At 67.1% G+C, this 17,656-nt stretch carries 14 protein-coding genes; 6 read left to right on the top strand and 8 right to left on the bottom strand.

What is annotated here, in order from left to right; genetic code table 11:
* The first annotated feature begins 25 nt into the window (after positions 1–25).
* The 3 genes from BLO63_RS07305 to BLO63_RS07295 all read left to right on the top strand — a co-directional run bounded on the left by BLO63_RS07305 (position 26) and on the right by BLO63_RS07295 (position 3,323).
* Entirely contained in the window at positions 26–1,378 is a 1,353-nt protein-coding gene (locus tag BLO63_RS07305) for an ABC transporter substrate-binding protein (RefSeq protein WP_162841781.1), read from the top strand.
* Between the two features lie 100 nt (positions 1,379–1,478).
* A complete protein-coding gene (locus BLO63_RS07300) occupies positions 1,479–2,330 on the top strand; it encodes an ABC transporter permease (RefSeq protein ID WP_091438286.1) in 852 nt (283 codons plus the stop codon).
* A gap of 162 nt (positions 2,331–2,492) precedes the next feature.
* Positions 2,493–3,323 carry an ABC transporter permease gene (locus tag BLO63_RS07295; RefSeq protein WP_091438284.1) on the top strand — a complete coding sequence of 277 codons (831 nt, stop codon included), beginning with the start codon at positions 2,493–2,495 and terminating at the stop codon, positions 3,321–3,323.
* A 35-nt stretch (positions 3,324–3,358) separates the two neighbouring features.
* Here the strand turns inward: BLO63_RS07295 and BLO63_RS07290 are convergent, their stop codons facing one another.
* Positions 3,359–4,834, bottom strand: a complete 1,476-nt coding sequence (locus BLO63_RS07290) for a methyl-accepting chemotaxis protein (protein WP_091438282.1) — start codon at positions 4,832–4,834, stop codon at positions 3,359–3,361.
* Positions 4,835–5,035: 201 nt separating this feature from the next.
* Here BLO63_RS07290 and BLO63_RS07285 point away from each other — a divergent pair, with 201 nt between their 5' ends.
* The gene (locus BLO63_RS07285) at positions 5,036–5,326 is read left to right on the top strand and encodes a hypothetical protein (RefSeq protein WP_091438279.1); all 291 of its coding nucleotides are present in this window, start codon (positions 5,036–5,038) and stop codon (positions 5,324–5,326) included.
* 117 nt (positions 5,327–5,443) lie between these two features.
* Here BLO63_RS07285 and BLO63_RS07280 read toward each other — a convergent pair whose 3' ends face one another.
* The 5 genes from BLO63_RS07280 to BLO63_RS07260 form a co-directional block, all read right to left on the bottom strand.
* A complete protein-coding gene (locus BLO63_RS07280; protein ID WP_162841780.1) occupies positions 5,444–6,217 on the bottom strand; it encodes an ABC transporter permease in 774 nt (257 codons plus the stop codon).
* Complete coding sequence (locus BLO63_RS07275) at positions 6,214–7,146, bottom strand: ABC transporter ATP-binding protein (protein WP_244517712.1); 933 nt, start codon at positions 7,144–7,146, stop codon at positions 6,214–6,216. Before BLO63_RS07275 ends, BLO63_RS07280 begins: the two co-directional genes overlap by 4 nt.
* A complete protein-coding gene (locus BLO63_RS07270) occupies positions 7,143–8,345 on the bottom strand; it encodes an ABC transporter permease (protein WP_091438277.1) in 1,203 nt (400 codons plus the stop codon). Before BLO63_RS07270 ends, BLO63_RS07275 begins: the two co-directional genes overlap by 4 nt.
* Entirely contained in the window at positions 8,342–9,265 is a 924-nt protein-coding gene (osmF, locus tag BLO63_RS07265) for a glycine betaine ABC transporter substrate-binding protein OsmF (RefSeq protein ID WP_091438274.1), read from the bottom strand. The genes BLO63_RS07270 and osmF overlap by 4 nt, the downstream gene beginning before the upstream one ends.
* Positions 9,266–9,363: 98 nt before the next feature.
* Positions 9,364–9,585, bottom strand: coding sequence for a cysteine rich repeat-containing protein (locus tag BLO63_RS07260; protein ID WP_091438272.1), 222 nt, complete (start codon positions 9,583–9,585; stop codon positions 9,364–9,366).
* A gap of 259 nt (positions 9,586–9,844) precedes the next feature.
* Here BLO63_RS07260 and BLO63_RS07255 point away from each other — a divergent pair, with 259 nt between their 5' ends.
* Together BLO63_RS07255 and BLO63_RS07250 are read left to right on the top strand one after the other, a co-directional pair.
* A complete protein-coding gene (locus tag BLO63_RS07255) occupies positions 9,845–10,840 on the top strand; it encodes a TIGR03885 family FMN-dependent LLM class oxidoreductase (protein WP_091438269.1) in 996 nt (331 codons plus the stop codon).
* A gap of 21 nt (positions 10,841–10,861) precedes the next feature.
* Entirely contained in the window at positions 10,862–12,460 is a 1,599-nt protein-coding gene (locus tag BLO63_RS07250) for an alpha-amylase family glycosyl hydrolase (protein WP_091438266.1), read from the top strand.
* Between the two features lie 52 nt (positions 12,461–12,512).
* On the opposite strand, the gene BLO63_RS07245 is transcribed toward BLO63_RS07250, so the two are convergent.
* Complete coding sequence (locus tag BLO63_RS07245; protein WP_091438264.1) at positions 12,513–14,180, bottom strand: alpha-amylase family protein; 1,668 nt, start codon at positions 14,178–14,180, stop codon at positions 12,513–12,515.
* 119 nt (positions 14,181–14,299) lie between these two features.
* Positions 14,300–17,647, bottom strand: coding sequence for a TonB-dependent receptor domain-containing protein (locus tag BLO63_RS07240; RefSeq protein WP_091438261.1), 3,348 nt, complete (start codon positions 17,645–17,647; stop codon positions 14,300–14,302).
* Positions 17,648–17,656 lie beyond the last annotated feature (9 nt).

The raw sequence follows: 17,656 nt of genomic DNA, 5'->3' as shown, positions 1-17,656 counted from the left end.
GCCGATAACGCTCGGGAGACAGTTCATGAGCCAGAAGACCACGGATCGCACCGGCGCCAAGTCCGCCAAGTCCGGCGCGGCAGGCACGGCCGGCAAGACGGCGCCAGCCGGGGCGGGCGTCAGCCGCCGCGGCCTGTTGAAGGGAGCGGCGGCGCTGGGCGGCCTTGCCGTCGGCGGGCAGGCCGTCACCGGCTTTCCCACCGTGTGGGCGCAGAACCCGATCACGCTGCGCCAGTTCGGCACCGGCGTCTCGAACCTCAACGCCATCGCCGAGAAGTGCAAGGCGGACCTCGGCATCACCCTGCAGATGACGGCGCTGGATTCCGACGCGGTGTCGCAGCGCGTGGTGACGCAGGCCAATTCCTTCGACATCGCCGACATCGAATACTGGATCTGCAAGAAGGTGTTCGCCGCCGGCACGCTGCAGCCGATGGATGTGGCCAAGATCAAGTATTACGACCAGATCGTGCCGATCTTCACCACCGGCAAGCTGACCCCGCAATCGCAGATCGCGCAGGGCACGGCGCCGAACACGGTCAGCTTCGTCGAGGGCCCGGATTCCAAGAAGTTCGCCCCCGCGCCGACCCAGTGGATGACGCTGATCCCGACCATCTACAACGCCGACACGCTGGGCATCCGCCCCGATCTTGTCGGCCGGCCGATCAAGAACTGGAAGGACATTCTCGACCCCGCCTTCAAGGGCAAGACCTCGATCCTCAACATCCCGTCCATCGGCATCATGGACGCGGCGATGATCTGCGAGAGCGCCGGCATCGTGAAATATGCCGACAAGGGCAACATGACCAAGGCGGAGATCGATATCACCATCGATTTCCTCATCAAGACCAAGCAGGCCGGCCAGTTCCGCGCCTTCTGGAAGACCTTCGACGAGAGCGTGAACCTCATGGCCTCGGGCGAGGTGGTGATCCAGTCGATGTGGTCGCCGGCGGTGGCGGCGGTGCGCTCCAAGGGCATTCCCTGCGTCTACCAGCCGCTGGAAGAGGGCTACCGCGCCTGGGGCGGCGGCCTCGGCATCGCCAAGCACCTCAAGGGCGCGCAGCTCGACGCGGCCTATGAATACATCAACTGGTATCTCTCCGGCTGGGTCGGCGCCTATCTCAACCGGCAGGGCTATTATTCCGCCGTGCTCTCCACCGCCGAGAAGAACATGACGCCGGACGAATGGGCGTTCTGGATGCTCGGCCAGCCGGCCAAGACCGACATTCTCTCGCCCGAGGGCAAGGTGATGTACACCGCCGGCGCGGTGCGCGATGGCGGCTCGTTCGAGCAGCGCATGGGCGCGGTAGCCTGCTGGAACTCGGTCATGGACGAGGACCGCTACATGGTCCGCCGCTGGAACGAGTTCATCGCCGCGTAAGGCGCGGCCGCGAGGGGCCGCCGCAAGCTCCCCTCACCCAACCCTCTCCCCGACGGGGAGAGGGCTTTCGTCCCGGACGTTCGCTCACCGGAAGCCGCTGATGACCCTGTACCGGATCGCACCCTATCTGCAGGCGGCGCCGCTCACGCTGATCCTGGCGGCGTTTCTCGTGCTGCCGATCGCCACCATCGTGATGGTGAGCTTCTGGGACTATGACTCGATCCAGATCTTCCCGGATTTCGTCTTCACCAATTACGAGGAGACGATCACCTCGCCGGTGACCTGGCGCACCTATCTCAACACGCTGAAATACACCGTCATCGTCTGGGCGGTGACGCTGCTGGTCGGCTTCTGGGTGGCGTACTACCTCGCCTTCCACATCCGCTCGGCCACCATGCAGATGGTGCTGTTCCTGGTCTGCACCATCCCGTTCCTGACCTCGAACATCATCCGCATGATCTCGTGGATACCGTTCCTGGGGCGCAACGGGCTGTTGAACCAGAGCCTGATGACGATGGGCCTGATCGACCAGCCGCTGGAATTCCTGCTGTTTTCGGATTTCGCCGTCGTGCTGGCCATGGTGCATCTCTACACGCTGTTCATGGTGACGCCGATCTTCAACACCTTGATGCGGATCGACCGGGCGCTGATCGAGGCGGCGCGCGACGCGGGCGCCAATGCCTTCCAGATCCTTACCAATGTCATCTTGCCCCTCGCCAAGCCCGGCATCGCCATCGGCTCGATTTTCGTGGTGACGCTGGTGATGGGCGACTTCATCACCGTGCGATTCATGTCCGGCGGGCAGTCGGCCTCGGTCGGGCTGATGATGGCGAACCAGATCGCGCTGCTGCAATACCCGGCGGCGGCGGCGAATGCGGTGATCCTCCTGGTGCTGGTGCTGCTGCTGGTCGCCGCCATCCTGCGCATCGTCAACATCCGCAAGGAGCTGTGAGATGCGGGTGGGAAGGGCGTGCGCGACCCACATCCTTCGCGGCGCGGGCCATGCCCGGGCACCTCAGCATGACGTTGAGCCGGCGGGGGCAACGGCCCGTCACGCTGCGGCGCGAGCGACAGCACGCCTCGAAGCACGCAGGTTCAGGGGGAGGACCAGCCGATGAACTCGGACAAGCGCGGCCCCGGCTTCTACGTGCTCACCGCCTTCTTCATCCTGTTCGTACTGTTCCTGTACGGCCCGCTCTCCACCATCTTCATCCTGTCGTTCCAGGGGCCGAATGGCGGGCTCACCTTCCCGATGAACGGGGTATCGCTGCGCTGGTTCGAGAATCTGCTGTTCGAGCAGCAGGCGGTGGGCGATTTCGGCGGCGCCTTCTCGCGCTCGCTCCTTCTCGGCCTGATGACCATGCTGACGACGGTGGTGGTCTCGCTGCTGGCGGGGCTGGCCTTCCGCCGGCGCTTTTTCGGCAGCGGGCCGCTGTTCTATCTCACCATTGCCAGCCTGATCGTGCCCTCGATCCTGATCTCGCTCGGCATCGGGCTCGCCTTCAACGTGTTCGGGCTGGAGCCGGCCTGGTACTCCTCCGGCTTCGGCGCGCATCTCACCTGGACGCTGCCCTTCGGCCTGCTCATCATGTTCGCGGTGTTCAACCGCTTCAACCCGGCCTATGAGGAGGCCGCGCGCGACCTTGGCGCCAGCCCGTGGCAGACCTTCGCCCATGTGGTGCTGCCGATCATCCTGCCGAGCCTCATCGGCGTCGGCCTGTTCGGCTTCACCCTGTCCTATGACGAATTCGCCCGCACGCTGATGACCTCGGGCAGCTTCAACACGCTGCCGCTGGAAATCTACGGCATGACCACCAATGTCACGACCCCGGTGCTTTATGCGCTGGGCACGGTGACGACGCTGTTCTCCATGGCGGTCATCCTCATCGCGCTGGCGACCATTGCCGTGCTGCGCAAGCGCCGGGCGCGGCGCCTCGCGGGGTAAGGCGCTGCGCCCGACTCTGGCGGTGAGGCGGCGCCTCAGGCGATCTCGCGCGAGACGGTGCGCAGTTCCTGCGTCGCGTGTTCCACATGGCGCGTCGAGGCGGCGATGGCCGCCATGCTGCGGGTGATGGAGGCGACGCCGTGCGCGGCGTCCTGCATGCTGTGCGACATGTCCTTCGCCACCGACGACTGCTCGTCGACGGCGGTGGCGATGCCGGTCGAGATCTCGTTGATGTCGCGGATCCGGCTGCCGATGGTGGCGAGGGCGGCCACCGCCTCCTGCGTGCGCTCCTGCACCGCGGCAATCTGGGTGGCGATCTCGTCGGTGGCGTGCGCCGTCTGGCCGGCCAGGCTCTTCACCTCGGTCGCCACGACCGAGAAGCCGCGCCCGGCCTCGCCCGCCCGCGCCGCCTCGATGGTGGCGTTCAGCGCCAGGAGATTGGTCTGCGAGGCGATCTGCTTGATCAGGTCGATCACCTGGCCGATCCGCTGCGCCGCCTCGGCGAGGGCGGAGACGACCTCGTTCGTGCGCTCGCTCTCGGCCACGGCGTCGCGGGAAATGCCCAGCGCAAGGCCCAGCTGGCGGCTGATCTCGGCCACCGAGGCGGAGAGTTCCTCCGCGCCGGAGGCGACGGCGTTGATGCCGGCGGAGGTCTGGTCGGTGGCCGCCGACGCGGTCGCCGCCTGGTGGCTGGTATCGGTGATTTCCTGCGCGATGCGCTCGATATCGGCGCTGATCGAGCTCTGCGTCGCCTCCCGCCGCCGGCGCTGATTCACCTGCGCCGTGGTGTCGACGGCGAACTTCACCACCTTGGTCAGCTGGCCGGCCGCGTCGAAGACGGGGTTGTAGGAACCCTGGATCCAGACGTCCTGCCCGTTCTTGGCGATGCGGCGGAACTCGCCGGTCTGGAACGTGCCACGCCCTAGCTCAGCCCAGAAGGCGCGATAGGCCGGCGTCTCCCGCTCCTGCGCGGGCACGAAGAGCGAATGGTGCCGGCCCCGGATCTCATCGAGCGTGTAGCCCATCGCATCAAGGAAGTTCTGGTTCGCCTCCAGCACATGGCCGTCCGGCGTGAACTGGATGATCGCCTGCGTGGTGCTGGCGGCGCGGATAATGCCCTCGCATTCCGCCTGCTGAGTCTTCTGCTTGGTCACATCGGCGGCGACTTTGACGACCTTGATGACCTTGCCGCCGACCATGATCGGGTTGTAGGTCGCCTGGAGGAAAACGGCCCGGCCATCCTTGGCGACGCGCTGGAACTCGGCCGATTTGAACGAGCCCGCGCGCAGTTCCTGCCAGAAGCTGCGATAGGCGTCGCTGGCGCGCTCCTCTGCCGTCACGAACACCGCGTGGGGCTGGCCCACAATGTCGGCCAGTTCATAGCCCATCAGGCCGAGAAAATTGGCGTTTGCGGTAACAACCTGGCCGTCCGGCGTGAACTCGATCACTGCGAGGGAGCGATCAAGCGCGTTCAGGGTGAGTTGGGCGTGATTGCGCGACAGAAGGTGCATCAGACAGGCTCCGTCCGCCATCCTCGTGCGGCGGGTGTCGTTCGATAGACCCGCGAGCTTGCTCCAGGATTGCGTGGCGGGCCGGTTCACGCCGCTTTGCCTGTCGCCGTGCCGGGGATTTGCTAGGATGCCGCAACGGCCCGCCGAACGGGCCGGATGTCGAACCCGCCCGGGTGCGACGAAAGCTTTCGGGAGCCCCCTATGCGAAGCGTCCTCTTCCTGTCTGCCGCGCTCATCCTTGCCGCCGTCCCGGCCTCGGCCCAGGAAACCCCGCGTTCCACCTCCATGAGCTGCGCGGCGGTGGCGGCGCTGGTGCAGGAGCGCGGCCAGGTGGTTTTCGACACCGGCGGCGGCGAACTCAGCCGCGTCGTCTCCAATCCCAGCCTGTGCATGGCCTCGGACGGGGGCGCGCCGAGCTGGATTCCCTCGCAGGACCAGAGCCAGTGCCTCGCCGGCTATCGCTGCCAGGAGCGCTCCGGCCACGGCAACTAGAGCATTTTCGAGCGAAGTGGGTTCCGGTTCGCGTGAAGAAAATGCGTAAAAGCAAAAACCTTGAGCACATCAGGTGAACCAGTTTTCACCGGACGTGCTCTAGGCCCGCCGCGCGGCTCACCGCGCGCGCTGCGGCAGCGCGCGCTGGGCCTCGCCGATGGCAAGGTCGACAGTGACGGCGAACAGCGCCACCAGCACCGTGCCCTGCAGCACGAAGGCCGGGTTGTCGCCCGACAGGCCGTCGATGATCGGTGAGCCCAGTGTCAGCGCCCCGACCGTCGAGCCGATGGTCGCCGTGCCGATGCCGATCGTTACCGAGGTGCGGATGCCGGCGAGGAGGATCGGCGCCGCCAGCGGCAATTCGATCCGCCATAGCCGGCCGGCGGGGGAAAAGCCGGTGCCATCCGCAGCCTCCAGCACGGCGGCCGGCACGCTGCTCAGCCCGGCCATGCCGGCGCCCAGCACCGGCAGCACGCCGTAGAGCACCAGCGCGAAGGCGGTCGGCAGGGCGCCATAGCCGAGGCTCGGCACGGCGAGGGCGAGAACGGCGACCGGAGGAAAGGTCTGGGCGAGCGCGCCGAGCCGGTCGAGCGTCGCCGCATAGGGGCGGCCGGTCGGACGGGTGGCGAACAGCGCGGCGGCGAGGCCGATCGCGATGGCGATGAGGCTCGCCGCTCCGGTCAGCAGCGCGTGCGACGCGACCAGCTCTGGAAAGCTGGCCCGCGTATAGACAAGGCGCGTGCCCGCGGGAAACAGAAAGCCGAGATAGGGCGCCAGCGTGCCCATGCCGAAGGTCAGCCCGAGAAACACCGCGCCGACCCAGACCACCGGCCGGCGGGCAAGACGCCCCGCCGCAAGCCCCGCCGCACGCCTCGCTGCGGCCCTCCTCACGGCCGGACCAGATCGGCAAGGTCCAGAACACCGCGCGAGCCATCGGCGAGGCGGCGCACCGGCAGCCGCGAACAGCCCTCCGCCACCATGCGCGCCAGCGCCGCCTCCAGCGTGGCCTCGCTGTCGATCGGCACGCCCTCGCCCGGGGAGGGCGCGCCGGCCTGCGCCCGGTCGCCGACCCGCAGCGCCTTGAGCCGGTTGAGCCCCAGCAGCGGCCCGCCGAAGAATCGCGCCACCGCGTCATTCGCCGGCTGCGTCAGCACCTGCGCCGGGGTGCCGGTCTGCAGCAGCCGTCCCTGGTCGAGCACGGCAAGCGTGCCGCCGAGGCGGATCGCCTCCTCCACGTCATGGGTGACAAGCAGAATGGTGGTGCCGGTGCGCTTCTGAATGGCCATCAGGCTGTCCTGCAGCCCGCGCCGCGTCGGCGGGTCGACCGCGCCGAACGGCTCGTCCATCAGCAGCAGTTCCGGTTCGCCCGCCAGCGCCCGCGCCACGCCGACGCGCTGCTGCTGGCCGCCGGACAGCTCGTCCGGGTAGCGCCGCGCATGCAGGCCGGGCGTCAGGCCGACAAGGTCCAGCAGCTCGGCCACCCGCTGCTCGATCCGTGCCGACGGCCAGCCGAGCAGGCGCGGCACGGTGGCGATGTTGCGCTCCACCGTCCAGTGCGGGAATAGCCCGACCGACTGGATGACATAGCCCATGCGCCGGCGCAGCTCGACCGGGGGGATGCCGGTCACATCGGCCCCATCGAACCGGATGCTGCCCTCATCGGCCTCCAGCAAGCGATTGGCCAGACGCAGCAAAGTGGACTTGCCGGAGCCGGAGGTGCCGACCAGCGCGCAGAGGCTTCCCCGCGCCACGTCGAGCGTCACCTCGTCGACGGCCCTCGCACCGCCGAAGCTCTTGCATACCCCCTCGAAACGGATCACTGGGCCGGCCTCCGAACGAGGAAAAGAGTGAGCCCGCGCAAGGCGGTATCGGCCAGCAGGGCCAGCGCGATGGCCGAGAGCGCGCCGAGCAGAACGAGGTCGGCCGCCGTCTGTCCCAGCCCCTGGAAGATGAAGGCGCCGAGGCCCCCGGCACCGATCAGCGCCGCGAGAACGGCGAGGCCGATAAGCTGCACCAGGGTCAGCCGCAGCGTCTGCAGCAGGGTCGGCAAGGCGAGAGGAATCAGCGTGTTATGGACAATCTGCCGCCGCGTCATCCCCATGCCGAGAGCCGCCTCAACCACCGTGTTTGGCACGGCGGAGAGGCCGGCATGCACGCCGCGCGCCACCGGCAGCAGGCCGTAGAGACCCAGCGCCAGGATCGCGGGGGTCGGCCCGATGCCGGAAATGCCGAGTTGCCGGAGGCCGGGAAGCAGGCCGGTGAGGAGGGTGATCGGACCGATGAGGAGCGCGAACAGCGCCAGGGAGGGGATGGTCTGCACGATGTTGAGCACGGCGAAGACCGGCCCCGCGCGCCGCGGTCGGCGATAGGCCATTAGCCCGATCGCCCCGCCGGCGACGAGGGCCAAGGCGAGGCCGGCGCCGGTCAGTTCGAGATGGCGCACCAGTTCGTCCCAATAGGCCTGCTGGCGCACCGCATATTCACGCGCCAGCGACAATTGCGCCAGGCGGCCGCTGGTGAGGAGCGCGGCGAGCCCGATCAGCGTGGCGAGAAGCGGCAGCGCCTTGCCGGCCCGGCGGGGTTCCCGCTCGGCGCAATCGGCCAGCAGGAGCAGGCCGGCCAGAAAGAGCGTCCAGAATCCGGCACCCAGCGACACCCGCGTCAGCCGGCCGGCGGCGGCCGCCTGTTCGCTCGCCGCCATCCCCGCCAGCGCCAGCGCCAGCACCATCAGGGCGCCGGCGGCCAGGCCGATCAGGACGCGCTGGAAGCGAAAGGCGGGGCACACCGCGAGCAGCGCGATCGCTCCCAGGATCGCCAGCATTGTCGCGGCCCCACCGGGCCCCGCCGCGTGCCACAGGCTGAGGGGAGTGCCCGACAGCAGGCGGTTGGGCGCCACCACGACAAAGCCGCCAAGCAGCAGGGCCGCAAGGGCGAAGGCTGAGATGAGCAGGGGCAGGATATCGAGGCCCGCGCCGGTGCGCAGAGTGGGCGCCGGTTCGCGCCCGGCCGGGAGCCTCACCCGAGCAGCCCCTGCGCCTTCAGATAGGCTTCGGCGACGGAGCGGGCATCGAGCCCCTCAAGCTGGACCTGCGCGTTCAGCTGCTGCAGCACCGGCAAGGTGAGGCCGGCAAAGGCCGGCGCGAGCAGGGCGGCAATCTGCGGATAGGCGTCCAGCACCGCTTTGCGGATCACCGGCGCCGGCTGGTAGACCGGCTGCACCTGCTTGGTGTCCGCCATCACCTTGAGGTTGAGCGCGGCGATGGCGCCGTCGGTGCCATAGACCATGGCGGCATTGACCCCGGACGTGCCCTCCGCTGCCGCCTTGATGGTGGCGGCGGTGTCGCCGCCCGACAGCACCAGCAGCTGCCCGCCGGAGAGCGTGAAGCCATAGGCGCTCTGGAAGGCCGGCAGCGCCGCCGCGCTTTCCACGAACTCGGCCGAGGCCGCGAGCTTCACGTCGCCAGCCTTCGTCCAGCGGGCGAAATCCTCCAGCGTCGCCAGCTTCTCGGCCGACGCCACATCGCCGCGCACGGCGATGCCCCAGGTGTTGTCGGCCGGCGCCGGCGCCAGCCAGACAAGGCCGTTGGCGGCGTCGAGATCGCGGGCCTTCTCATACGCAGCGCCGGCATTCTTCCAAACCGGATCGTCCGCCATGGCGAAGAAGAAGCCGGCATTGCCGGTATATTCGGGATAGAGGTCGATCTCCCCCGCCAGAAGCGCGGTGCGCACGATCTTGGTGGGGCCGAGCTGCAGACGCCGCGTCACCGGGATGCCGGCATGTTCCAGCACCAGTGCGACGATGTTGCCCAGCACCGCGCCCTCGGTGTCGATCTTGGAGCTGACGACCACGGGGGCGGCGGCATGGGCCAGCGCGGCCGGCACAAGGGCGGCGGCGGCGATGGAACCGAGCAGGCGGCGCCGGTTGATGGATGCGACCATGGTGTCCCCCGGTGTTGATGGTGTCGAGATGCTGCCGACAAAAGCCGGCACGGGCGCGATTGTTCCACCATCTGCACCGCGGGCAAGATGAAAAGGCGTCAGCCCTTCATCTTCTGCAGCGCCTGGGCGCAGCCGACCGACATCTCCTTGCTGTGCGCCTTGAGGCACTGGATGATCTTGCCGCCACCCGGGGGCACGTTGGGGCACAGCCGCGCCACGTCCGCCTTGCAGTATTTGGCGAGGTCGTTCTGCTGTGCCTGCGCGGCGTTGCCGGCCGCGAGGGCCACGAACATCGACAGTCCCATGATGATTGCGCGCATGTGGGGCTTCCTTCCCTGGATGAATATTCTTCTGCTTCTCGGTAGCCACCATAGACGTTCCGCGCAGCTGCGTGGATGGCGAAGTTTGGGCGGGTCCGTATCGCCCCGGCGGGCGTAAGGCTGGCGACGAAGCACGATGAAGCGATGAAGCGCGATGAAGCACTTGGCTTTGAAACACTTGGCCGTGTGGGGCGTTCTCCTCCCGCCCCCCGTGCGGGGCGAGCCCGCCCGCCCCTCCAGCTTCACCGGATCATCACGCATGCGCGCCGAGCCAGCCGACCGCCTCCGCATCGGCTACCACGCCTCACACGAGCAGTTCGCGCCTAGCGAATTGCTCGGCGGCGTGCAGGCGGCGGAACAGGCGGGCTTCGACGCGGCCATGTGCTCGGACCATTTTGCCCCGTGGAGCGCGCGTCAGCCTCATTCCGGCTTCGCCTGGAGCTGGCTCGGCGCCGCGCTGGCGACGACCACGCTGCCCTTCGGCGTCGTCACCACCCCGATCGGCCGGCGCTACCACCCCGTTATCACCACCCAGGCAGCGGCGACGCTGGCGGAAATGTTCCCCGAGCGGTTCTGGATGGCGCTGGGTTCCGGCGAGGCGCTGAACGAGCGCGTGACCGGCGAGCGCTGGCCGGCCAAAGCCGAGCGCGATGCGCGGCTGGGAGAGGCGGTGGATATCATGCGCGCCCTGTTCGCGGGCGAGACGGTGAGCCGGCGCGGCGGGCTGATCGATGTCGAGGAAGCGCGGCTCTATACGCGGCCGAACGTGCCCCCGCTCTTCATCGCCGCGGCACTGACGCCCGAGACCGCGCGCCGGGCGGGGGCATGGGCGGATGGGCTTGTCACCATCAACCAGCCGCTGGACCGGCTGCGGGCGATCATTGAGGCCTTCCGCGAGGGCGGCGGCGAGGGCAAGCCGTTGTCCCTGCAGGTTCATCTCTCCTATGCCGACACTCTGGAAGTGGCCCGCGCCAGCGCGCATGATCAGTGGCGATTCAACACGCTGTCTTCTTCCGTCGCGGCGGAGCTGAAGCTGCCCGAGCAGTTCGACGCCGCCACGCGGCTGGTGCGGCCGGAGGACCTCGACGAGAGCATCCTGATCTCCGACGATGCCGACTGGCACGCCGCCCAGCTGAGCGAGTTTGCCGAACTCGGCTTCCGCGACATCTACCTTCACAATGTCGGGCTAAACCAGCGGACGTTCATCGAAACGTTCGGTGCCCTCGTGCTTCCCCAGCTTCGGGGCGGGGCCTGACCAAACCCTCAGGAGGCGCGGATGGCGCAGGCACAGTGGTGGCAGCGCGGGATTTTCTATCAGGTCTATCCCCGCTCGTTTCAGGACACCAATGACGATGGAATCGGCGATCTCGACGGCATCCGCGCCCGCCTCGACTATCTCGTCGAACTCGGCATCGACGCGGTCTGGATCTCGCCGATCTTCCCCTCGCCCATGGCCGATTTCGGCTATGACGTCGCCGATTATTGCGGCATCGACCCCATGTTCGGCGATCTCGACGCCTTTGATCGCCTGATCGAGGCCGCACACGCCCGCCGCCTGAAGATCGTCCTCGACTTCGTGCCGAACCACACGTCCGACCAGCATCCCTGGTTCCTCGAGAGCCGGGCCTCGCGCGAAAACCCCAGACGTGACTGGTACATCTGGCGGGATCCCGCAGCCGATGGCGGGCCGCCGAACAACTGGATGAGCAATTTCGGCGGGCCGGCCTGGACGCTCGATCCCGCCAGCGGCCAGTATTACTACCACGCCTTCCTCACCCAGCAGCCGGACCTCAACTGGCGCAACCCGGCCGTGCGGGCGGCGATGCACGACGTGCTGCGCTTCTGGATGGCGCGCGGGGTCGATGGCTTCCGGGTCGATGTGATCTGGCACCTGATGAAGGACGCCGATTTCCGCGATAATCCGCCCAACCCGGAATACGAGCCCGGCGATCCCGACATTCGTCGCTTCATCCAGAGCCGCTCGACCGATCAGCCGGACGTGCATGCGATCATCGCCGAACTGCGCGGCGTCATCGACGAATATGACGACCGGGTGCTGATCGGCGAGATCTACCTGCCGATCGACCGGCTGGTCGCCTATTACGGCGAGAACCTCGAAGGGGCCCATCTGCCGTTCAACTTCCAGCTCATCCACGCCAGCTGGAACGCGCCGCATCTCGCCGCGCTGATCGCCGAATATGACGGGGCGGTGCCGGAAGGAGGCTGGCCGAACTGGGTGCTGGGCAATCACGACCAGCCGCGCATCGCCTCGCGCATCGGTGCCCGCCGCGCCCGGGTGGCGGCCATGCTGCTGCTCACCCTGCGCGGCACCCCGACCATGTATTACGGCGATGAGATCGGCATGGAGAACGTGCCGATCGCCACCGAGGACGCGCAGGACCCCTGGGAGAAGAACGAGCCGGGCCTCGGCCTCGGCCGCGATCCCGAGCGGACGCCGATGCAGTGGGACGCCTCGCCTTATGCCGGCTTCACCAATGGCCGACCCTGGTTGCCGCTGGCGGCGGACTTCACGACGCGCAATGTTGCCGTCCAGCTGGAACAGCCCGCCTCGCTGCTCGGGCTCTACCGGGAGCTCATCGCCCTGCGGCGCCCCCATCCGGTGCTGCACGCCGGCACTTATCGCAAGATCACCGCGCTGGGCGATGTGCTGGTCTTCCTGCGCGAGAGCGCGGAGGAATGCGTGCTGGTCGCGCTCAATCTCGCGGGCACCGTGCAGGACGACATTCCGCTGCCGCCCGACACCCATGGGCGGGTGCTGGCCTCCACCGAGCGCGACCGCGAGGAAAGGGTGGAAGGCCACCTCTCCCTGCGGCCTTATGAAGGGGTCATCGTCGCGCTCGACGCCACTGCCTAGCAGAGAGAGGGACGTTTGCGGACAGCCGGCGCCGCCGGCTGTCCGGCGGGCGTTAAAGCTCCGTGCGGCGGAAGGCATAGTCGAGCCCGCCCATGCGGAACCAGCGATAGCCATAGGGTTCGAGCGTGATCGCATGCCGGCCCTTGTCGTCGGCCTCGCTGTGACTGTCCGACAGCAGGTTGACCAACCGGTTCGGCTCGCCTTCCGGCGGTGTGAGCTTGAAGCGGACGCTCAACCCCTCGGGGTGGAAATTGTGCAGGAATACCGCGACGTTGTTGCGCCATTCGTAGCGCAGGCACAGCACCGCGTCGTGGCCGACATCGACGATCTCGAACGCGCCCCAGCCGATTTCCTGCGTTTCCTGCCGGGTGCGGATCATCCGCTCCATCCAGTTGAGGAAGGATTGCGGATCGCGGCGCTGGTCGGCGACGTTTACTTCGCTATAGGCATAGGCGCCTTCGGAAATGACAGGCAGATAGGTCTTCTCGGCCGCGCTGAAGCCGCCCTGCGGCTCGTTCGACCACTGCATGGGCGTGCGGGCGCAGGTGCGCTCGGGCAGGCCGAGATCGTCGCCCATGCCGATCTCGTCGCCATAGCGCAGCACCGGCGTGCCGGGCAGCGACAGCATGAGGCTGTAGGCCAGCTCCATCATGCGGCGATCGCCCTTCAGCATGGGGGCGAGCCGGCGGCGGATGCCGCGATCATAGAGCTGCATCGACTTGTCCGGCCCGAAGGCCTCGAACACCTCCTCGCGCTGCGCCGGCGTCAGCCGGCCAAGGTCGAGCTCGTCGTGATTTCGCAGGAACAGGCCCCATTGGGCGGTGGCATAGTCCGGCCTTGTCGCGTTCAGCGCCTTGACCAGCGGCTTCATGTCGGCGCTGGCCAGGGCGTAGAACAGCGACTGGTTGACCTGGAAATTGAACATCATGTGCATGCGGTCGCCGTCTGCGCCGAAGTACTTCTTGTCGTCCTCGGGCAGGATGTTCGCCTCTGCCAGGATGATGGCGTCGCCCCGCCGCCACTGCAGGAATTCGCGGAAGGTGCGCAGCATGTTGAAATGCTCGATCGGCTTGCCGTCGATATCGGCTCCCTTCTCCGCGATCACGAAGGGCACGGCGTCCATGCGGAAGCCGGAGACGCCGAGTTCCAGCCAGAACCCCATGATGCGCAGGATCTCCGCCTGCACGTCGGGGTTGGCGGTGTTGAGGTCGGGCTGGAAATCGTAGAAGCGGTGGAAATAATATTCCTTAGCCGCCTTGTCATAGGTCCAGGTGGTTTCCTGCACGCCGGGAAACACCATGCCCTCATTGGCGTTCTTCGGCTTGGTCTTCGACCAGACATACCAGTCCCGGTAGGGAGACTCCGGGTCGGAGCGGGCGGATTTGAACCAGGGGTGCTGGTTTGAGGTGTGGTTCACCACGAGGTCGATCAGCACCCGCATGCCGCGCTGGCGGGCGGCGTGGGTGAATTCGACGAAATCGCCCAGCGTGCCGTAGCGCGGATCGACGCCGTAATAATCGGAGACGTCATAGCCGTCATCCTTGCCGGGGGAGGCCTGGAACGGCATCAGCCAGATGGCGGTGACGCCGAGCCCGTGCAGGTAATCCAGCCGCCGCATCAGGCCGCGGAAGTCGCCGACGCCATCGCCGTTCGAATCCATGAAGCCTTCGACGGAGAGGCAGTAGACGATGGCGTTCTTGTACCAGAGGTCGGTGATCACGCGCGCGCTCCCGTTGAGATACCTCGGGCGCAACGCCTCACGTGGCGCGCATGTTCCTCTCCCCGCCGCGCGCCGCCCTTCGCGTCTCCTGTGGGGAGCGCGAAGGCCGGCGCCGGGCGTCAGAAGCGGTAATTGAGGCCGATCTTCAGCATCTGCAACTCGGCATCATTGGAGGCCGCACGGCCGTTCACCGTCTCCGAACTGCCGGTGAAGTTCTGGGTGATGACGACGAAGCTGCCGCCGGGGCAGGGGGGCGTGGAGTTGTTGCGGGTGCAGCGTGTCGTCACGGTGTAGGATTTGCCGACGCCGGCCCGGGCATTGGGGAAGACGAAGCTCTCGGACCCGAAGCCGGTGAAGAGGTAGTCCATCTTCAGCGACCAGCGGTCGGAGAGCGCGTATTCGGCGCCGCCGCCCACGGCGAAGCCGGTGCGGGTCGCGCCGGCTGCCTCGGTGAAGAAGAGCGTCGTGGTGTGGCCGTTCGGTACGCTCGCCCCTGACGTGGTGGCGATGTATTGCGAGCGCTGCTCGCTCTCGCGCAGGAAGGCGACGCCGCCGGTGCCGTAGACGAACAGCCGGTCATTTACGGCATAACCAGCCTTGGCGCGGATGGTGGTGAGCCATTCGAGGGCGTAATCGGTCTTGGCCTGCCACATCTCTTTGTCGATGAGGATCTGCGCCTCGGTGGCGAGCGCTTCATGCGTGGCCTTCTGGCTGAGCCAGCTGAAATCCGCCTCGACGCCGAGCACGATGCCGTTGCCGAACTGGTAATTATAGCCGATCTGCCCGCCGCCGATCATGCCGTCGAGCGATTCATCGGCCGATTCCGTCGATGCAATGGCGTTGGCGGTGCCGTCCGCCAGCGTCGTGGTGCCGTCGATGGAGGCGAAGCCGTAGCCGAAGGAGGCGCCGGCATAGAGGCCGGTCCACGCCTCTTCATTCAGCCGCAGGCCGAGCGGCAGGGGGGCGAGCGGCTCGCCGCTGCCAAAGCGCCCGGTCAGCGTCGCGGTGATGGTCCGGCCGGGGGCGGGCATGTCGGTGTTATTGAGCGCATCGACATAATAGGCGTCGAGAATGTTCAGCGCGCTGATGTCGAGGGTGAGATTCTCGTTCATCTTCCACTGCACGAAGGCATCGACCGTGGTGTAGGGCTCCCACAGCTTGGTGGTGACGAAATAGGAACCGTCATCGACCACCGGGGCAAGGCGCTCGCCCATATAGGTGACGCGGCCACCGATGGTCACGCGGTCGTCGAACAGCCGCGCGCCGGCGGTGAAGGAGGCGGTGAACTGCGGCGGCACCTGGTTGGTCAAATAGTCCGCGGGCAGCGTGTAGTTGAGGCAGGTGCCGTCATCGAGGCAGGCTTCGTAGTCGGTGTAATAGTTGAACCCGAATTCGGTAAAGATCGGCCCGGCATCATAGCGGCCGGAGATTTCGAAGCCTTTGAAACGCACATAGTCGTAATTGAACAGACTCAATGCGCCATTATAGGTGCGGCCGATATAATTATTCGTCGTGTTGTCGAAATAGGCGAGCTTCAGCCGCGCCTTGTCGCCCTCCATGAACAGGTTGTCGCGCAGGAGATTGGTGCCCACTTCCCAGTTGCTGGCCTGTTCCGCGTCGAGATCGCTGGTGAAAACCTGGTCGGCGCGGGTCTGGCTGGTCTCGCGCACGCTGGGCGGGCGAAGGCCGCTCTGGTACTGGCCATAGATCTGCCAGCCCTCAAGCGGCGTCACGGTGATGCTGGCGCTCGGGCTGAACCCGTCGCCGGAATAGCCGGCGAAGGGCTCATCGGTCGCGTAATAGGTCGTGCCGTTGAAATTGGTCTCATAGGTGAGGTACTCGATCCCCGCCGCCAGGGCGAGCCAGGAGGTCGGCTCCCAGTTCACCCGCGCGAACAGCGCGCCGATCGTGCGGTTGCCATCGGCCGGAATCGCCCACCATGTCGTATCGGCCCAGGCGTCGACCGAGACCGGCTCGGCATCCTCATAGGAAAACGAACCGCCGAAGGTGAGGTCGAGCGGGGTGTCCCTCACCGTGAAGTGCGAAGTGTTGCTGGCGCTGAACCCGACATTCTCCGATTGCTGCTGAAGCTCCGGCGTCGTGCCCAGAACCGCGAAGACGTTGCTCTCGTCGGTGTTGGAGAGATAGGCATTGGCCTTGAAGTCGATGAGGTCGTTGTCGGCGGAATCATAGTGGTAGCGCGCCGTGACCTGGTTGATCGTCACCGAGCTGAGCGGGATCTGGAAGGTCACATTGGTGCCGGCATTGATCGCCGAGGGCGAAATCTCGCCGAATTCGTTGCCGTAATAGAGATAGCCGATCTGCAGTTCCTGCTCGTCGGTCGGGCGGAAGGTCGCCTTCAGCAGCGCCGAGGTCACGTCCTCGGAGGTGTTGTAGACCAGCTGGCCATGGCCGTAATTCGACAGCGGCACGTCCTCGCCAAGATAGTTCGTCGTGGTCAGCGAGCCTTCGGTGCCGGCAAAGTAGTTGCCGGTCTGGCGCCGCACAAAGGCGCCGATCACGTCCACATTGTCCTCGCGCACCGCGAGGGCGAAGCTGCCATTGGTGATGGCCGCGCCGTCACCGCCGCCGAACACCGCCGCCTCCTCGCCGATCACCGGAGAGACGGAATTGGTGCTGATGCCGCCGCGCACCCGCACGCCCCAGCGCTCGCCGGCCTTGAGAATGTCGTCGACGTTCAGCGTCTCCATGGCGATGGTGCCGCCGATGGCGCCGGCCACCGCGCCGTCCGGCCCCTTGGTGATGGTGATGCCGGAGATCAGGTCGGGGTCGACATAGGTGCGGCTGTCGACGCCGGCATAGCCGCGATAGGAGGAGGTCGATTGCTGCGAGCCGTCGATCGTGGTGGCGACGCGGTTCTGGCCCTGCAGGCCGCGAATATTCGGGTCGATCGAGGCGCCATTATTGCCGCCGCCGGAAATGACGCCGGGTGTGCCCTGGAACAGCGCGCCGGCGGTCTGCGGCGGGAAGCGCTCGATTTCCTCGGAGGAGATGTAGTTGGTGGAGCCCGCCGTCTCGAAGGGCCGGTCGGCGGGCGTGCCGGTGCCGGTGACGTCGATCGTGCCGAGCTCGATCGCGCCGTCGGCTGCCGCCTCCATGCCACCGGGCGCCGGCGCCGAAATGGTCACGCGGGTCGGGCTGGTGAAGGCATAGGTCAGCCCGCTGCCGCCCAGCAGCCGGGCCAGCGCCTCCTCGGGCAGGAAACTGCCGCGCAGGGCCGGGGACGTTCGTCCGGCGGTGAGCGCGGCCGGATAGGCGAATTTGATGCCGGTCTGGCGGGCGAAGGCGGTCAGCGCCGCCCCGAGCGGCTGGGCCGGAATATCGAAACTGTTCCGCGCCGCGCTCGGCTGCTGCGCCTGCGCGGTCGCAAGCTGGGCCGGCACCAGCATGGTTGTCGCCACCAGCCATGCCCGCAGAATTCCCGTCCGCCCCTTGAAGCCCGCCATCCGTCCTGT

Origin of the sequence: Ancylobacter rudongensis (assembly GCF_900100155.1) — a bacterium.
GTDB classification, from domain to species: Bacteria; Pseudomonadota; Alphaproteobacteria; order Rhizobiales; family Xanthobacteraceae; genus Ancylobacter; species Ancylobacter rudongensis.
The sequence above is the reverse complement of the archived record's forward strand: the minus strand, read 5'-3'. Positions and strand labels throughout refer to the sequence as shown.